The sequence below is a fragment of the Bradyrhizobium dasycarpum genome, from assembly GCF_042019905.1.
Taxonomy (GTDB): domain Bacteria; phylum Pseudomonadota; class Alphaproteobacteria; order Rhizobiales; family Xanthobacteraceae; genus Bradyrhizobium; species Bradyrhizobium japonicum_B.
The window spans coordinates 4499818-4516314 of sequence record NZ_CP169574.1 but is presented as its reverse complement, the minus strand read 5'-3'; the positions used below and the strand labels follow the sequence as shown (position 1 = coordinate 4516314).

Below are 16497 nucleotides of genomic sequence, written 5' to 3'. Positions count from 1 at the left end.
CATGTCTCATTCAATTGAAGTCGTTCTGCCGGATATTGGGGACTACAGGGATGTTCCGGTCGTCGAAATCAATGTGTCGGTCGGCGACAAGGTCACGATCGACATGCCGTTGCTGTCGATCGAGTCCGACAAGGCGACGATGGAGGTGCCATCCCCGGCCGCAGGCACGGTGGCCAAACTGATGATCGACGTCGGGGCGCGGGTTTCTCAAGGTTCGGTCCTGATGATCCTCGAAGGTCGCGGTGAATCCACCGCGCCTCCGCCGGCGGCTGCGTCGGCGCCACAGGTGGAGCGACGGTTCTCGCAGCAGGAGGCGCTGTCCCAGCCGGCGCCCGCCGCTCGAGTCGATGGCTCGCCAGCACGTGCACAGCAGCCGCAGCCCAGCGGGGCCGCGCATGCGTCGCCGTCGGTTCGCGCTTTGGCGCGTGAGCTCGGCGTGGCGCTGGACTCTGTCGTGCCCACCGGCCCCAAGGGCCGGATTCTGCGCGAGGATGTGGCGGCCTTCGTCAACGGACTGGTGCGATCGGGACCGGCGATGGCGCCTGCGTCCGACGCGCCGGTCGATTGGCCCAAGGTGGATTTCGAGGAGGTACGGCGCGGTCGAGCGCCTGCCGCTGACGCGGATCCAGAAGCTGACCGGCGCGAACCTCTCGCGCAACTGGAACGTCATTCCCCATGTGACGAATTTCGACAAAGCGGATGTGACCGACGCCGAAGCCTTTCGTCAGCTCGCCAATGCCGAGGCCGCGAAGGACACGGCGAAGCTCACCATGGTGTCGCTGCTGATCAAGGCCGCGGCCTTGGCGCTGCAGAAATACCCGCGCTTCAATTCGTCGCTCGATGGCGATGAGCTGATCCTCAAGCACTACGTCCACATCGGCTTCGCCGTCGACACGCCGAAAGGTCTGGTCGTGCCGGTGATCCGGGACTGCGATAAGAAGGGCCTTCGGCAGATCGCCGCGGAGATGCGCTCGCTCGCCGACAAGGCGCTCGCGGGGCAGCTCGCGTCGGGCGAGATGCAGGGTGGCTGTTTCTCGGTGTCGTCTCTGGGAGGCGTCGGCGGTCAGGGATTTACGCCCATCATCAACGCGCCCGAGGTGGCAATCCTCGGAGCCGGTCGTGCCGCCACCGAGGCAGTCTGGAATGGACGGGAATTCGAACCGCGGCTCGTCCTTCTCCTGAGTCTGTCGTGGGATCACCGGGTCGTCGACGGCGTGGCCGGGGCCCGGTTCCTGGGCTTCGTCGCGTCGGTGCTCTCCGATCTGCGGCGCTTCGCATTGTGAGGACGCAGATGCGGACAGAGGAGATCCGGGTCCCCGACATCGGGGATTTCCGAGACGTCGAAGTCGTCGAGGTCCACGTCGGGGCGGGCGACGTCGTCGCGCGAGAGCAGGCTTTGATCACCGTGGAATCCGATAAGGCGACGCTGGAGATTCCGTCGCCGATTGCAGGGGTGATCACGAGCATTTCGCTGCGCGTTGGAGACAAGGTGTCTCAAGGCTCCATGATTGGCACGGCGTCGGCGTCGGACGAAGCGGGCGCGCAAGGCGAGACGGTCTCGGCGGATCAGGCCGATGCTGGCCAGCGCGCAACAGATCATACGCGCTACGATCTCGTCGTGATCGGAGGCGGGCCGGGCGGCTATTCAGCAGCGTTTCGGGCCGCAGATCTTGGACTGAGGACCGCGATCGTCGAACGCTACGGCACCTTGGGCGGAGTTTGTCTGAATGTCGGATGTATCCCGTCGAAGGCGCTGCTTCATGTTGCGGCCGTCAGAGAGGAAGCCGAGCGGATCGCCGACATGGGCATTCGCTTCGGCGCGCCGCAGATTGATCTGCAGGCGCTGCGTGCCTTCAAGGACGGCACCGTCACGAAGCTGACGCATGGGCTGAACCAGATGGCGGCGGCGCGCCGCGTCACGGTGATCCGCGGCACCGCGAAATTCGTCTCCGCCACGCGGCTCGAGATTGCCGGCGAGGGGGCAACCTCGCAGCAGATCGATTTCGGACAATGTATCATCGCGACGGGCTCGCGCGCGGTGAAGTTGGCGGTGCTTCCCAAGGACGAGCGGGTCGTGACCTCGACCGGCGCGCTCGCGCCGCGAAGCATTCCGGGCCGCATGCTCGTGATCGGAGCCGGGATCATCGGGCTGGAGATGGCGACCGTCTACAGCGCGCTCGGCGCCAAGATCGATCTTGTCGAAAGGCTTCCCGATATCCTGGCGGGCGTGGATGCCGATGCGGTGAAGATCTGGCGTTCGCGCAACGCGCATCGCTTCGAGCATATCGACCTTGACAGCAGCGTATCGACTGCCGCGGTGACGCCTGACGGCGTAACGGTTGCTATCACGGGCGCGTCAGTTGAGACACGATCCTACGATCTCGTGCTGCAATCTGCAGGCCGCGTTCCCAACAGCGGCGAACTCGGTCTCGAACGGATCGGCGTTGCAATCGATCCGAACGGCTTCATTCAGGTCGACGAGCAGATGAGAACGACGGCGCGCAACGTCTTCGCCATCGGCGACGTCGTCGGCGGTTCGATGTTGGCGCACAAGGCCGTTCACGAGGGGCACGTCGCCGCGGAAGTAGCTGCCGGGAAGCCGGCGGCCTTTGCGGCGAAGATCGTCCCCAATGTCGCCTACACCGATCCTGGAGATCGCCTGGGTCGGCAAGACCGAGCGTGATGTCGCCGAATCCGGAGGGAAGATCCGTTCGGCAAAATTCCCATGGGTCGCGTCCGGCCGGGCCATTGCGTCGGGCGCGTCCTATGGCATGACGAAGCTGGTGTTCGACGTCGAAACCGGTCGCATCGTCGGGGGCGTGATCGTCGGACCGCATGCCGGCGATATGATCGGGGAAATCTGCCTCGCGATCGAAATGGGGGCTGACGCGATCGATATCGGCAAGACCATTCACCCGCACCCGACCCTCGGCGAGACGATCGGCATGGCTGCCGAGGTCTATGAGGGCATTTGCACCGACGTGCCTCCAATCGCCAGAAACCGGTAGATCAGTTGACCCAATCGATGTCCGTTATCGAAGCCCTTGAACAACGTCGCGCCGGTGCCAAACTCGGCGGCGGCGAGAAGCGCATCGACGCGCAGCATGCGCGCGGCCGCCTCACCGCGCGCGAGCGGATCGACCTGCTGCTCGACAAGCATTCGTTCGAGGAGATGGACATGTTCGTCCAGCACCGCTCGACCGAATTCGGGATGGAGAACACCAAAATTCCGGGAGACGGCGTGGTCACCGGCTGGGGCACCGTCAACGGCCGCAAGGTGTTCGTGTTCGCCAAGGATTTCACCGTGTTCGGCGGCTCGCTGTCCGAGACCCACGCGGCCAAGATCACCAAGCTGCAGGACATGGCGCTGAAGGCGCGGGCGCCGATCATCGGCCTGTACGACGCCGGCGGCGCGCGCATCCAGGAGGGCGTCGCGGCGCTCGCCGGCTACTCCTACGTGTTCCGCCGCGTGGTGCAGGCCTCCGGCGTGATCCCGCAGATCAGCGTCATCATGGGCCCCTGCGCCGGCGGCGACGTCTACGCCCCGGCGATGACCGACTTCATCTTCATGGTGAAGAACACCAGCTACATGTTCGTCACCGGACCCGATGTGGTGAAGACGGTGACCAACGAGGTGGTGACGCCGGAAGAACTCGGCGGTGCTTCGGTGCACGCCGCCAAATCGTCGATCGCCGACGGCGCGTTCGAGAACGACGTCGAGACGCTGCTGCAGATGCGCCGGCTGCTTGACTTCCTGCCGGCCAACAGCAGCGAAGGCGTGCCGGAATGGCCGAGCTTCGACGACATCGAGCGCGAGGATTTTTCGCTCGACACGCTGATCCCCGACAATCCGAACAAGCCCTACGACATGAAGGAGCTGATCCTGAAGGTCGTGGACGAGGGCGACTTCTTCGAGATCGCGGAAGCCTTTGCCAAGAACATCGTCACCGGCTTCGGCCGCATCGCTGGCCGCACCGTCGGCTTCGTCGCCAACCAGCCGATGGTGCTGGCCGGCGTGCTTGACTCCGACGCATCACGCAAGGCCGCGCGCTTCGTCCGCTTTTGCGACGCCTTCAACATCCCGATCGTCACCTTCGTCGACGTGCCGGGCTTCCTGCCGGGCACGAGCCAAGAATATGGCGGGCTGATCAAGCACGGCGCCAAGCTGCTGTTCGCCTATTCGCAATGCACGGTGCCGCTGGTCACCGTCATCACCCGCAAGGCCTATGGCGGCGCCTTCGACGTCATGGCCTCCAAGGAGATCGGCGCCGACATGAACTACGCCTGGCCGACCGCCCAGATCGCGGTGATGGGCGCCAAGGGTGCGGTCGAGATCATCTTCCGCAGCGACATCGGCGAGCCCGACAACATCGCCGCCCGCACCAAGGAATACGAGGACCGCTTCCTGTCGCCGTTCGTCGCCGCCGAGCGCGGCTACATCGACGACGTCATCATGCCGCATGCAACGAGGCGCCGCATCGCGCGGGCGCTGGTCATGCTGGGTGACAAGAAGACGGAAATTCCGGCCAAGAAGCACGACAACATGCCGTTGTAGGAAGAGCTGTGTTCAAGAAGATCTGATCGCCAACCGTGGCGAGATCGCCTGCCGGGTCATCAAGACCGCGCGCCTGATGGGTATCGAGACCGTGGCCGTTTATTCCGAGGCCGACCGCGAAGCCCTCCATGTCGAGATGGCCGACGAGGCCGTGCTGATCGGCCCGCCGGCGGCTGCCGAGAGCTATCTGGTGATCGAGAAGATCGTGGAAGCCTGCCGCAAGACGGGCGCGCAAGCCGTGCACCCCGGCTACGGCTTCCTGTCCGAGCGCGAGGCGTTTCCGCGCGCGCTGGAGGCGGCCGGGATCGTCTTCATCGGTCCCAACCCCGGCGCGATCGCGGCGATGGGCGACAAGATCGAATCGAAGAAGGCGGCTGCCAAGGCCAAGGTCTCGACCGTGCCCGGCTATCTCGGCGTGATCGAGGACGGCAACCACGCGGTCAAGATCGCCGACGAAATCGGCTATCCCGTCATGATCAAGGCCTCGGCCGGCGGCGGCGGCAAGGGCATGCGCATCGCGAATTCGAAGGCCGAGGTCGCCGAAGGCTTCAATCTCGCCAAGGCCGAGGCGAAGGCCTCGTTCGGCGACGACCGCGTCTTCGTCGAAAAGTTCATCGTCGATCCCCGCCACATCGAGATCCAGGTGCTGGGCGACAAGCACGGCAACGTGATCTATCTTGGCGAGCGCGAATGCTCGATCCAGCGCCGCAACCAGAAGGTCATCGAGGAGGCGCCGTCGCCGCTGCTCGACGAGGCCACCCGCCGCAAGATGGGCGAGCAGGCGGTCGCGCTGGCCAAGGCGGTGAACTACGACTCGGCCGGCACGGTCGAGTTCGTCGCCGGCCAGGACAGGAGCTTCTACTTCCTCGAGATGAACACCCGCCTTCAGGTCGAGCATCCGGTCACCGAAATGGTCACCGGCATCGACCTCGTCGAGCAGATGATCCGCGTCGCTGCCGGCGAGAAGCTGCAGATCGCGCAGAAGGACGTCACGCTGAAGGGCTGGGCGGTGGAAAGCCGCGTCTACGCCGAAGATCCGTTCCGCAACTTCCTGCCGTCGATCGGCCGCCTGGTGAAGTATTGTCCGCCGGCCGAGAGCAACGCCAATGGCATCACCATCCGCAACGACACCGGCGTGCAGGAGGGCGGCGAGATCTCGATGTTCTACGACCCGATGATCGCCAAGCTGGTGACTCACGGGCCGTCGCGTGCCGCGGCGATCCAGGCGCAGGCGCACGCGCTCGACGCGTTCTATGTCGACGGCATCCGCCACAACATTCCGTTCCTGTCGGCGCTGATGACGCATCCGCGCTGGCGCGAGGGGCGGCTGTCGACCGGCTTCATCGCCGAGGAATTCCCGCAAGGTTTTTGCGCACGCGCGCCGGAGGGCGAGGTCGCCCGCTGCATCGCCGCGGTCGGCGCCGCGATCGACCACGTCATCGGCGAGCGCAAGCGCAAGATCAGCGGCCAGATGATCGGCCGGGCGGTGATCCGCGAGCGCCGCCGCTGCGTCTGGCTCGACCGCACTGAAATTCCGCTCGAGATCATCCGCGAGAGCGAAAGCTTCGTGGTCCGCTTCGTCGAGGCCGATGGCTCGCTCGGCGCGCCGCATCAGCTGCTGTCGTCGTGGATCCCGGGTGAACCGGTGTGGGAAGGCACGCTCGACGGCCATCCGGTGGCGATGCAGGTCCGCGCCATCCCGAACGGCTTCCGGCTGGCGCATCAGGGCTACGAGGTCGCGGTCAACGTCTTCACCGAGCGCGAGGCCACCGCGGCGCGCTGGATGAAGGAAGGCGACAAGGCCGACACCGGCAAGAAGGTGCTGTGCCCGATGCCGGGCCTGGTGGTGTCGATCGCCGTGACCGACGGCCAGGAGGTCAAGGCCGGCGAGACGCTCGCCGTGGTCGAGGCGATGAAGATGCAGAACGTGCTGCGCGCCGAGCGCGATGGCCAGATCAAGAAGATCCACGCCGCCGCCGGCGCCACGCTGGCGGTCGACGCGGTGATCATGGAGTTTTCCTGATCCATGCAAGTAATCAATTAAGCAGGAGATTCTAAATGACCCGGCGAGCGTTGGTCCCCCCGATGTCTGCGAGCAGAATGGCGGTTGTCGAAGAAGTGGCCGTCATGACGAGCGCCTCGCCTTGATGAGTTCGGCGTACCAGCCGAATGAAGCCTTCGGTATCCGCCGCAGCGAGACATAGTCCACATAGGCGAGGCCGAACCTGTTGCTGTACCCAGAATCCCATTCGAAATTGTCGAGCAGCGACCAGATGAAATAGCCGCGCACATCGGCTCCGCTGGAGGCGGCGCCATTCATCGCCTCGATATAGGCCTTCAGGTATTCAATTCGGTCGCCATCGTTCACCGAACCCGTCTGGTCGGGCTCGTCGAAGCTGCCGTATCCGTTTTCGAGGACGTAGATCGGCAGCCCATAACGCGCGTGAACGGATTGGATGGTCTGCCGGAAAGCCTCGGGATCGATCGGCCAGCCGATCGGCGTCAAGGCGGTGCCGGCAGGCTTGTCGCCGAAGTCGTAACCCAGCATCGAATCCGCGTTCTCCTTCACATAGACCGGACTGTAGTGGTTCAGCCCAAACCAATCGACCGGGCGGCAAATGCGCGCCATATCGCCGGGTTGCATATGCGGCTCGATCGCTGTCCGCATCGACGCAGGATAAGCGCCAACGCATTGCGGATCGGGAAAAACATCGTTCCAATAAATGCTCAGGCGCGCCGCCGCAGCCGCATCGGCTTCGCTTGCGGTGGAGGGCCGACAGGGCTGCCGATTGTGAATGCATCCGATCGAGGCGCCAGCGACACTCGCGCGCAGCACGTCCACAGCAGCCCCGTGCGCGAGATTGACGTGGTGGATCATGCGGTGGAGCTCATCTTCGCTTCCGCGGTCCCGCTTGCCGAGCGAGCGGCCGAAGAGAGTGAACATGGACGGCTCGTTGAATGTCGCAAACCGCTTGACCCGGTCGCCAAAGCGCCTGGCGGCCAGAGCCGCGTAGTCGGCGAACCATGTCGTGGACTCCCGGTTCAGCCAGCCGCCCCGCTCCTCCAGGGCCTGGGGCAGGTCCCAATGATAGAGGCACAGCCATGGCTCGATTCCGGCGGTCAAGAGCGCGTCGATCAAGCGGTCGTAGAATGCAAGGCCAGCCTCGTTGGCGGAGCCGCTCCCTTGCGGCAGCACGCGCGGCCAGGCCACGGAGAACCGGTAAGCCTGCACGCCGAGGGCCTTCATCAGGCCGACATCCTCGCGATAGCGATGATAATGGTCACACGCGACATCGCCGGTATCGTGATTCTTGATGGCACCGCTCTGACAGTAGATATCCCAGACGCTGAGCCCGCGGCCGTCCTCCCGCGTCGCGCCCTCGATCTGGAAGCTCGAGGTGGAAACGCCCCAGATGAAATCCGGGCGCAGGCTCGTGGTGTTCGCCAGTTGCGTTGTCGCCATGAACGACCTGCTTGCTCCAGCCCGCCGTGAATGTCGTGACATTGGTAATCATGCTGGTTCTGGACGGTCTTGAGATAGCTCAACAGGTTCCGCCGCGGCCGTGCAAAGGATCGACATTCCAAGACCGTTGCCGGGGGGCCGCAATTGCAGAGAACCAGATGGGGCGGGGCCGTTGACGGCGACCTCAGCGGGAGCGGCTACTTTCGCGTCGCCGAGCGCAATGGCGTATTCTGGCTCGTCGATCCGGACGGAGGCCGTTTCCTCTCGAAGGGGGTCAACACGATCCGCTTCGATCAGGAACGCATTGGGGGGAGCGAGCGCGTGCCCTATGCCGAGGCCTGCCGGGCCAAATATGGCAGCCTGCAGATCTGGCGCACCGCCGTGTCTGACCGGCTGGCAAGCTGGGCCTTCAACACGGTCGGCTGCTGGTCGGACGAGTTCGTCGCCAGTTCCGGATCGCACTTGCTGGCAACCACGCCGATCGCGGAGCTCGGCGCGTCCTTCCGCCTGCACCGGCGCGATCAAGTCTTCCCTGATGTCTTCGATCCCGAATTCTGGGCGCATATCCGCGCGAGCGCCGATCAGCGTTGCCGGCATCGCCGCAATGATCCCGGCTTGCTCGGGACCTTCATCGATAACGAGCTCTACTGGTCACCCGACTGGCGTAATACCGACGAGCTTCTGACGCTATTCCTGAACCTGCCGTCTCGTCGACCTGGCAGGGACGCCGCTATCGCGGGACTGCAGGCGCGCTACCGGGATTTTGATCAGTTCAATGCGGTCTGGCGCACTCAGGCGCGATCCTGGCAGGAGCTCGGCAGAATCGAACATGTCGCGGCACCGTTCGTCAGGCTTCGTCCTGGCGTCTTGAACGACGCTCTCGAGACCAAGGCCAATCTGGCAGATCCCTGCCGCGAGGCCTTCTCGGCAGATTGCGATGCCTTCGTGGCCGTCGTGGCTGACAAATATTTCGAACTGTGCGTCTCGGCCATCAAGACGGCCGATCCCAATCATCTCGTGCTCGGATCCCGGTTCGGCTATCAGCCGCCGGCAGGCGTCATCGCCGCTGCCGGCCGCCATCTCGATGTCATTTCCTTCAATTGCTACGAGTTCGACCCCGGTCCGGTCATTGACGCTTACGCTGTCGCCGGGAAGCCATGCCTCATTACTGAATTCTCATTTCGAGGCGACGACGCAGGCTTGCCGAATACGAAGGGAGGGGGACCCCGGGTGGCGACCCAGACGGAGCGCGCCCGAGCTTTCGAGGGCTATGTTGCGGCGGCCCTCAGCAAGCCGAATGTGGTCGGCTATCACTGGTTCGAGCACGCCGATGAGCCGGCGCAGGGACGATTTGACGGCGAAGATTCGAATTTCGGCATAGTCACCATCGAGGACCAGGTCTACGACGAGCTGACGAAGACCATGACCAGGGTGAACGCGGCGGCAGAGCGCATTCACGCTGCTTCTGTCCCGGCCCTGATCTGCCCGCTATAGCGATGAGGCGCCGCGCGCCGGGCTTTGGGGTATTGGTCTTGGCCTCGGCCACGATGGCCATGTCCGAAACACGCTCGCAGCCCTGTTGCAGCTTACATGATGCGTCAGCTCGGTTGAGGCAAATCAACGTGCCGGTGCGAAAGCCAGCCAAGCTCAGCCGTGATGACCGCGAAACGAGGTGAGACAAGTGAGTCCCGTCAACGATGGTGCGCGGGTTGCGACGGTCGCCTGTGCCGGCAAACTCGTCGCATTAAGCCTGTGCGCCGCGATGTTGGGGGCGACGCTTGCTTTGGTTGGAACGGGGCATGCGGTCGCCGCCGAGGTTGACGCCGCTGGCGTCACCGCTCCGGTGGGATTTGCAGAGGTCATTGAACGGGTCAGACCGGCGGTTGTAGGCATCCGGGTGAAGACCGAGCAGGGAAGTGCCGATGGCGAGCGAGCGCAGCTACCGCCGCCCGGATCGCTGTTGGATCGGCTCTTTCGGCAGTTCGGCGTACAGATTCCCTCCGATCCGGCTCCAGGGTCCGACGTCACGGTTGGCGCGGGATTCCTGATTTCCGGTGACGGCTACATCGTCACGAACGAGCACGTCGTAGCCAAGAGCGTCGACATCGAGGCAACGATGGACGACGGAAAGGTCTACTCGGCCAAGCTCATCGGCAGTGATCCGCAGACCGATCTCGCGCTGATCAAGATCTCCCCCTCAGGTGAACTGCCCTACGTGCGTTTTGCTGCGGTGGGGCCCCGGATAGGCGACTGGGTGCTTGCTATCGGCGACCCGTTCGGGCTCGGCGGCACGGTCACCGCCGGGATCGTTTCGGCGCTTGGGCGCGACATCGGCGGAGAATCCTACAACGATTTCATCCAGATCGATGCTCCGGTCAATAAGGGCAATTCCGGCGGGCCATCGTTCAACGTGAGAGGGGAGGTCATTGGGGTCAACACCGTGATCTACTCGCCCTCGGGCGGATCGGTGGGGGTCGCGTTTGATGTTCCGGCGGAGACGGTGAGATCGGTCGTCCGCCAGCTGCGGGAGAAAGGTTACGTCTCTCGAGGTTGGGTTGGAGTCTACCTTCAAGAGGTCTCGACCGGCATTGCCGACGCGCTGAACCTGAAGAGCACCCGGGGTGCTCTCGTTGCGCAACTCGATGAAGGGCCCGCAGCCAAGCAAGGTGTAGAGCCTGGCGACGTGATTACCTTCGTGAATGATCTTGAGGTGAAAAATCCTCGCGACTTCGCTAGGAGGGTAGCTGAGATCACCCCAGGCACCGTCATCCATCTCCGCATCCTCAGGAACGCGCGGGAGATGTCGATCGAACTGACCGTGGGCGAACTTCCCCGCGCGAGAGAATTGCCTAAAGACAAGCAGGCGGAGCTGAGGGAACGGGCGGAGCTTGGCCTCACAATCGCGCCGGCGCGTCTTGTCCCAGGTGCCGGTGACACCGGTATAGTGGTGCTCGAAATCAGGCCGGGCAGCGGGGCGGCCAATGGCGCCCTTCAGGTCGGCGACATCATCATAGGCATCGGAGGACAGCCCATTGTCGCCGGCGCCGACCTCGATAGGATCGTCAACGAGGCCCGTGCACAATCCAGGCGAACCATTTTGGTCCGGATCAAACGTGCCGGCGCCATGAACTTCGTCGCCGTTCCCATCACCTGAACAAAGCTCGGAGAGGAAGCTTGGAGGGAAAACAAGGCGATATCCTCCTTGACCAACATCAAGGCGCCGCCGTCCGCTTCGGCGGTCATCTAGCTATGGAAGCCAGAACGAAGAGCAGTGCCATCAGCAAGCCGGGTGATCATCGCGCACCGGATTCGTTGGCGGCAGAGCGTCAAGTGCCGCTAGCGAACAAGGCTTCCCGAGGATGGGTTCGCATCAGCCCCAAGGTCTCGTGGTACGGAAAGATACTGATCGTGGGAGCCCTGCTGGTCGCCTTCGGATGGGAGCTGTTTCACCTCATTATCACCCTGGTGACCCTGGATTGACGTCAGCCAGGAGGCAAGGCCATGCGCCGCAATTGGCCATGGCAAGCCTTCCACGGCGATCAATAGACAAAGACCGGGGTTTCGAGCAGGTGATCGTTGACGGTTTGCACGCCAGGGATGGCTTCCGCGACCACGCGGATAGCCTTGCGCTCAGCGAGTGACGGCGCGAAGCCCCAGAGCTCCATCACACCGTTCTGGACCGTGGCATTCACATTGAGCGTATGAGCCCAGGGCTGCTTCATGAGCTCGTCCAAGAACCGTTTCCTGATGGCGGCATCCGGAAGAGATATTTCGAGCTTCGGCTTGGCGCTCGCGATAGCCTGAAGCAGATTGGAGCGGCTGACGATCCCGACGGGCTGACCTTCTCTGTTGACGATCGGGACGCGTTTGATCTGCTGCTTCTCAAGCAGCATCGCAATATCGTTCAAGGGCGTCTCGGGCGACGCGGTCACGACGTCCTTGACCATGACGTCTTGTATCTTGGCCGAGTGCGATCTGACGTAATCAGCGGCCTGTTCGGCGTCACCGGTCAATAGGCGCAGCCACCAGGAATAGGAGCGCTCGGTACCGCTCTCGGCGCGGTGAATGAGATCGCCTTCACTCACAATTCCAAGCAGCTTGTTGTCGGGATCCACCACCGGTACCGCACTGATCCGGCGTTCCAGCAGGATCTTCGCGACCTGCTGAACGGACGCGTGCGGGCCAACTGTCACGACCGGGGACATCATGATGTCGCGTGCTTGCATAACATGCTCCTTGTCGGTTCCGTGTCTTTTGCAATGTGCCAGCCTGTGAATCCTCTGGCTTGATTCTGATCAAAAGGTCCGCTTCGATGAAGCGATAGCAATTTGCAGTATTCACCATGGAGGCCGAGATGGTCAGGATACCGCATCGGGCAATCGTATTCGTGGGCGATGGACGGAAGGCGTTATTCCTGCGCAACGAAGGGGACGAGAAGTTTCCGCACCTGAAAACACAAGCGGTGTTGGAGCACGAGAACCCGCCGGCGCATTCGCAAGGAACAGACCGGCCGGGTCGGGTCAGTAAAGCTTCCCATTCCTCGCACCGGAGTGCCGTGGAGAGCACCGATTGGCACGAGCTCGAGGAAAGCCGCTTCGCGAGGCAGGTCGCGGCGGCCGCCGAGCAGCTGATTCGGAGCGAGCAGTCGACGCCCCTTATTGTCGTCGCGCCGCCCCGGACCTTGGCAGAGCTTCGCTCCGCCTTCCATGACGATGTCAAACGGCGGATTATCGGCGAACTCGACAAGGATCTCACCAAGCACCCGGTCGGCGAAATCGAGAAGCATCTTCAGGGATAGGGGCGGTAGCCGCGTTGATGCGGCCGGCTGCCCCGGGTCCGAGGTTTGATCTTGCTCGACGGGCCAGTTATCCGCCGAGCGGATAAAGAAGACGGCGCACATTTCCGGAGGAGTCTCATGTCAATCGCCAGCGTCATGGTCTACGTCGACACCGAGCAGCAAGAAGCGGGACAAGTCGCCGTCGCGGATGGTGTCGCCTCAAGGTTCGAGGCCTCGATTCTGGGTGTGTCCGCTATAGCCGTGCAGCCGCCGTTCGTGGCGGAAGGCGTCATCATTGAGCAGACCACCGAGGACGACGTCAGGCGCATGCGAAATGTTCTTGCGGAAAAGGAGAGCTGGTTCAGGAGAGTTGTGCGTTCGACGAGCGAAAAGATTGAATGGCGCTGGGCGATCGAGGATCCGACCGACTTCGTGATTGAGCAGGCGAGGGCGGCAGATCTCGTCGTCGTCAAGCGCAGACCGCCCAAAGCCAGTCCGTCTCACTTCTTCGATCCGGCAGAAGCCATGCTGCGGATGGGGCGCCCGACGCTATCGGTACCCGACGGCGTGACGGAATTGTCCGGAGACCAGATCGTGGTTGGTTGGAAGGATACTCGCGAGGCGCGCCGCGCCGTTCGCGACGCAATGCCGTTCCTGACCCGCGCTTCAAAGGTCATCATCACCGAAATTTGCACCCCGGACGAGCAGGACGCGGCACGCCGTCGTGTGCGGGATGTCGCGGACTATCTCAAGAAACATGGAGCCAATTGCGAGTCCGATATCCGGGTGCATACGGCAGAGGCTGATGCCGGGTATCTCATCCGCCTTGCCGAGGACGTTCGTGCCGATCTCATTGTTGCAGGAGGCTACGGCCATAGCAGATTGGGTGAATGGATATTCGGAGGTATGACGCTCGGTCTCCTGCGCGACGCCAGGATCTGCGTCCTCATGTCTCACTAGGCGGCAAAATGCGGCTCGACGAAGCGGTGCAATAAAGGCGGCAGCTTTCATGCGAACCTGGTTCGCAACGAGAGGATCAGGCCTGCCGATGCTCGACTCCTCGGAAGGCTGATGACGCGGTCAGACGGCAGCATAGGCGCGAGACGGCGGCCAGGGCCGCCCCGCGCCAGCGAGGCCGTCAGGCGGCTTTCACGTTGATCGTCTTGGCCGGCTTTTGCGCTTCCTCGGTCTTGGGGAGCGTAACCTTGAGCACGCCATTCTTGAAGGTCGCCTCGATCTTGTCGGCGTTGACGCCGTCCGGCAGCGCGAAGTAGCGCTCGAAGGAGCCATAGCGGCGCTCGGAAACGTAATAATCCTTCTTCTTCTCCTCGGTTTCTTCCTTCTTTTCGCCGCGGATGGTGAGACCGCCGTTGGCGAGCTTGACCTCGATGTTCTTTTCGTCGAGGCCGGGCAGCTCCGCAGTGATCTCGTAAGCCTTGTCGCTTTCGGCGACATCGACGGCCGGCGCATTGAAGTTCTTCGACAGGTCACGCTCCAGCCGGGCGAGCGACCGGAACGGCCGGTTCCAGAAGCCGTTGCCGAAATCGTCGAAGAGCTGATCGATCTCGTTTCTCAGCGCCTGAAACGGCTGCCAAGTCTCGCCGGCAACGGCGGGCGCGGTGGACGTCTTGGTGACAGGTAGTTTGGTTTCGGTTGCCATGATCGCCTACTCCATTGAAGTTTGACCATCCGGTCGCGAGAAAGAATAGGCCGAGCCATCGGGCTTTGATTGATCCTTCTCAAATGAAAAAGAGGTGCTGGCGAAATTTGATATCTACGCATCGGGCCATTTCGGCAGCCACTGATCGCCACGTTTCACATAGGAACGCTTCACGGCGGCCCATGCCGTTCGGTGCGCGATTTCCTCCTGACGAAGGTCCCCCGCGTGCGAGGCAAAGGAATGGTTGAACGCTTCCCGATAGATGTCCAGGGCATGAGGTGGCAGGTGGTGCCGCACGCCCGATGGAAGCTCGCTGTTTGATCGGTAGGGCATCCCGATGTCTCCTGTCAGACGGGAAGCGGAAAGCTGACGCGGCTACATCGCCAGATCGTGTTCCGGCAACCGCTCGCGTTTCGGCTCCGGAATTTCCGTCATCGTCGCCTCAGTCAAAAGCAGGACGCTGGCCACCGAGACGGCGTTCTCCAGTGCGATCCGCACGACCTTCACAGGATCGACAATGCCGGCTTCGACCAGATCGACATAGACCTTGCGCGCGGCATCGAAGCCGAGATCGCCTTCGCTGCTGAGCATCCGCGCGACCACGACGCCGCCGTCCGCAGCAGAATTTTCGGCGATCTGGCGCGCCGGCGCTTCGAGCGCGCGCCTCAGGATCTGTACACCGGTTCGCTCGTCACCCTCGCAGGCCGCTTCTTCCTTGGCCACGGCTGCCACCGTTCGAAGCAGCGCAAGTCCACCGCCGGGCACAATGCCTTCTGCGACGGCCGCTTTGGTCGAGCTGATGGCGTCGTCGAGGGCCTCCTTCTTCGCCTTCATCTCGGCCTCGGTCGGTGCCCCGACCCGGATCACGGCGACGCCGCCGGACAGCTTGGCGAGGCGCTCCTCGAGGCTTCTCCCGGTCGTAGTCGCTGGTGGTCTTCTCGATCTCGACCCGGATCTGCGCCAGCCGCGCGTCGATGCGCGAACGGTCGCCGCCGCTTCCGATCAAGGTGGTGTTCTCCTTGTCGGCAACCACGCGCGCGGCACGGCCTAGCTGCTGCAGAGTCGCATTCTCCAGCTTCAGGCCGATCTCTTCCGAGATCACCTGCGCGCCGGTCAGAATTGCGATGTCTTCCAGCATCGCCTTCCGCCGATCGCCGAACCCGGGCGCCTTGACCCCGCACGCCTTGAGCACGCCGCGAAGCTGGTTGACGATAAGCGTCGCCAGAGCCTCGCCTTCGATGTCTTCGGCGATGATCAGGAGCGATCGGCCGCTCTTGGCCACCTGCTCCAGCAGGGGCACGAGATCGCGCAATGCACCGATCTTGTGGTCGCAGAGCAAAACGTACGGATCCTGCAGCACCGATTCCATCCGGTCTGCATCCGTGACGAAATAGGGGGAGAGGAAACCACGATCGAACTTCATCCCTTCGACGACATCCAGGAGCGTCTCCGTCGTCTTGGACTCCTCGACCGAGATCACGCCGTCGCCGCCGACCTTCTCGATCGCGTCGGCGACCAGTTCACCGATCGACGTATCGTTATGGGCCGAGATCGTCGCGACTTGCGCCTTCTCGGCCCTGGTCTTCACCGGTTTTGCCATCGCCCGCAGCGCCGCTATTGCGGCTTGTGTCCCCCGATCGAGGCCGCGCTTCAAATCGATTGCGCTCGCGCCGGCAACGACGTTGCGAACCCCGTCCGACAGGATGGCATGCGCAAGGATGGTCGAGGTGCTGGTGCCGTCGCCGACGACGTCGCCGGTCTTCTCGGCGGCCTGGCGAAGCACCTGGGCGCCGAGATTCTCTTCGGCATCCTTGAGATCGAACTCCTTCGCGATGGTGACACCATCGTTGCACACGATCGGCGCCCCCCATCCCTTCTGAATCAGAACGGATTTCGATTTCGGGCCGAGCGTGACCCGCACCGCGTCCGCCAGGAGCGAAGCGCCGCGCAGAACTTTCTCGCGAGCCGCTGAATGGAACAGAACCTGCTTGTGTGCCATTGGAATGCCCTCGGTGTGGCGTGGTCGCCGATATTTTATCGGC

Annotated in this window: 11 protein-coding genes and 3 pseudogenes; 9 read left to right on the top strand and 5 right to left on the bottom strand. The window is 63.2% G+C overall.

What is annotated here, in order from left to right; all coding sequences use genetic code 11:
* The first annotated feature begins 1 nt into the window (after position 1).
* The 4 genes and pseudogenes from ACETMP_RS21630 (at position 2) to ACETMP_RS21615 (ending at position 6578) form a co-directional block, all read left to right on the top strand.
* A pseudogene (locus ACETMP_RS21630) lies at positions 2–1283 on the top strand (2-oxo acid dehydrogenase subunit E2).
* Positions 1284–1291: 8 nt separating this feature from the next.
* A pseudogene (gene lpdA, locus ACETMP_RS21625) lies at positions 1292–3008 on the top strand (dihydrolipoyl dehydrogenase).
* Between the two features lie 17 nt (positions 3009–3025).
* Positions 3026–4555, top strand: coding sequence for an acyl-CoA carboxylase subunit beta (locus ACETMP_RS21620; RefSeq protein WP_375157774.1), 1530 nt, complete (start codon positions 3026–3028; stop codon positions 4553–4555).
* Positions 4461–6578, top strand: coding sequence for an acetyl-CoA carboxylase biotin carboxylase subunit (locus ACETMP_RS21615; RefSeq protein WP_375157773.1), 2118 nt, complete (start codon positions 4461–4463; stop codon positions 6576–6578). Before ACETMP_RS21620 ends, ACETMP_RS21615 begins: the two co-directional genes overlap by 95 nt.
* Positions 6579–6680: 102 nt before the next feature.
* Here ACETMP_RS21615 and ACETMP_RS21610 read toward each other — a convergent pair whose 3' ends face one another.
* Complete coding sequence (locus tag ACETMP_RS21610; RefSeq protein ID WP_375157772.1) at positions 6681–8018, bottom strand: GH1 family beta-glucosidase; 1338 nt, start codon at positions 8016–8018, stop codon at positions 6681–6683.
* Positions 8019–8339: 321 nt separating this feature from the next.
* On the opposite strand from ACETMP_RS21610, the gene ACETMP_RS21605 reads away from it, so the two are divergent.
* The 3 genes from ACETMP_RS21605 to ACETMP_RS21595 all read left to right on the top strand — a co-directional run bounded on the left by ACETMP_RS21605 (position 8340) and on the right by ACETMP_RS21595 (position 11498).
* Positions 8340–9512 carry an agarase gene (locus ACETMP_RS21605; RefSeq protein WP_375157771.1) on the top strand — a complete coding sequence of 391 codons (1173 nt, stop codon included), beginning with the start codon at positions 8340–8342 and terminating at the stop codon, positions 9510–9512.
* 187 nt (positions 9513–9699) lie between these two features.
* The gene (locus tag ACETMP_RS21600) at positions 9700–11172 is read left to right on the top strand and encodes a trypsin-like peptidase domain-containing protein (RefSeq protein WP_375157770.1); all 1473 of its coding nucleotides are present in this window, start codon (positions 9700–9702) and stop codon (positions 11170–11172) included.
* 20 nt (positions 11173–11192) lie between these two features.
* Positions 11193–11498, top strand: a complete 306-nt coding sequence (locus ACETMP_RS21595) for a hypothetical protein (protein ID WP_375157769.1) — start codon at positions 11193–11195, stop codon at positions 11496–11498.
* A gap of 59 nt (positions 11499–11557) precedes the next feature.
* On the opposite strand, the gene ACETMP_RS21590 is transcribed toward ACETMP_RS21595, so the two are convergent.
* Positions 11558–12244 (bottom strand): CBS domain-containing protein, encoded by a 687-nt coding sequence (locus ACETMP_RS21590; protein ID WP_375157768.1) that lies wholly within the window; start codon positions 12242–12244, stop codon positions 11558–11560.
* A gap of 128 nt (positions 12245–12372) precedes the next feature.
* Here ACETMP_RS21590 and ACETMP_RS21585 point away from each other — a divergent pair, with 128 nt between their 5' ends.
* The gene (locus tag ACETMP_RS21585; RefSeq protein WP_375161956.1) at positions 12373–12816 is read left to right on the top strand and encodes a host attachment protein; all 444 of its coding nucleotides are present in this window, start codon (positions 12373–12375) and stop codon (positions 12814–12816) included.
* A gap of 117 nt (positions 12817–12933) precedes the next feature.
* Positions 12934–13755 carry a universal stress protein gene (locus tag ACETMP_RS21580; protein WP_375157767.1) on the top strand — a complete coding sequence of 274 codons (822 nt, stop codon included), beginning with the start codon at positions 12934–12936 and terminating at the stop codon, positions 13753–13755.
* Positions 13756–13933: 178 nt separating this feature from the next.
* Here ACETMP_RS21580 and ACETMP_RS21575 read toward each other — a convergent pair whose 3' ends face one another.
* From ACETMP_RS21575 to groL, 3 genes and pseudogenes are all read right to left on the bottom strand, one after another.
* On the bottom strand, positions 13934–14455 hold the full coding sequence (locus ACETMP_RS21575) for an Hsp20/alpha crystallin family protein (RefSeq protein ID WP_375157766.1): 522 nt from the start codon (positions 14453–14455) through the stop codon (positions 13934–13936).
* Positions 14456–14569: 114 nt separating this feature from the next.
* Positions 14570–14788, bottom strand: coding sequence for a ChaB family protein (locus ACETMP_RS21570; RefSeq protein ID WP_375157765.1), 219 nt, complete (start codon positions 14786–14788; stop codon positions 14570–14572).
* A gap of 42 nt (positions 14789–14830) precedes the next feature.
* Positions 14831–16454 (bottom strand): annotated as a pseudogene (gene groL / locus ACETMP_RS21565) (chaperonin GroEL).
* Positions 16455–16497 lie beyond the last annotated feature (43 nt).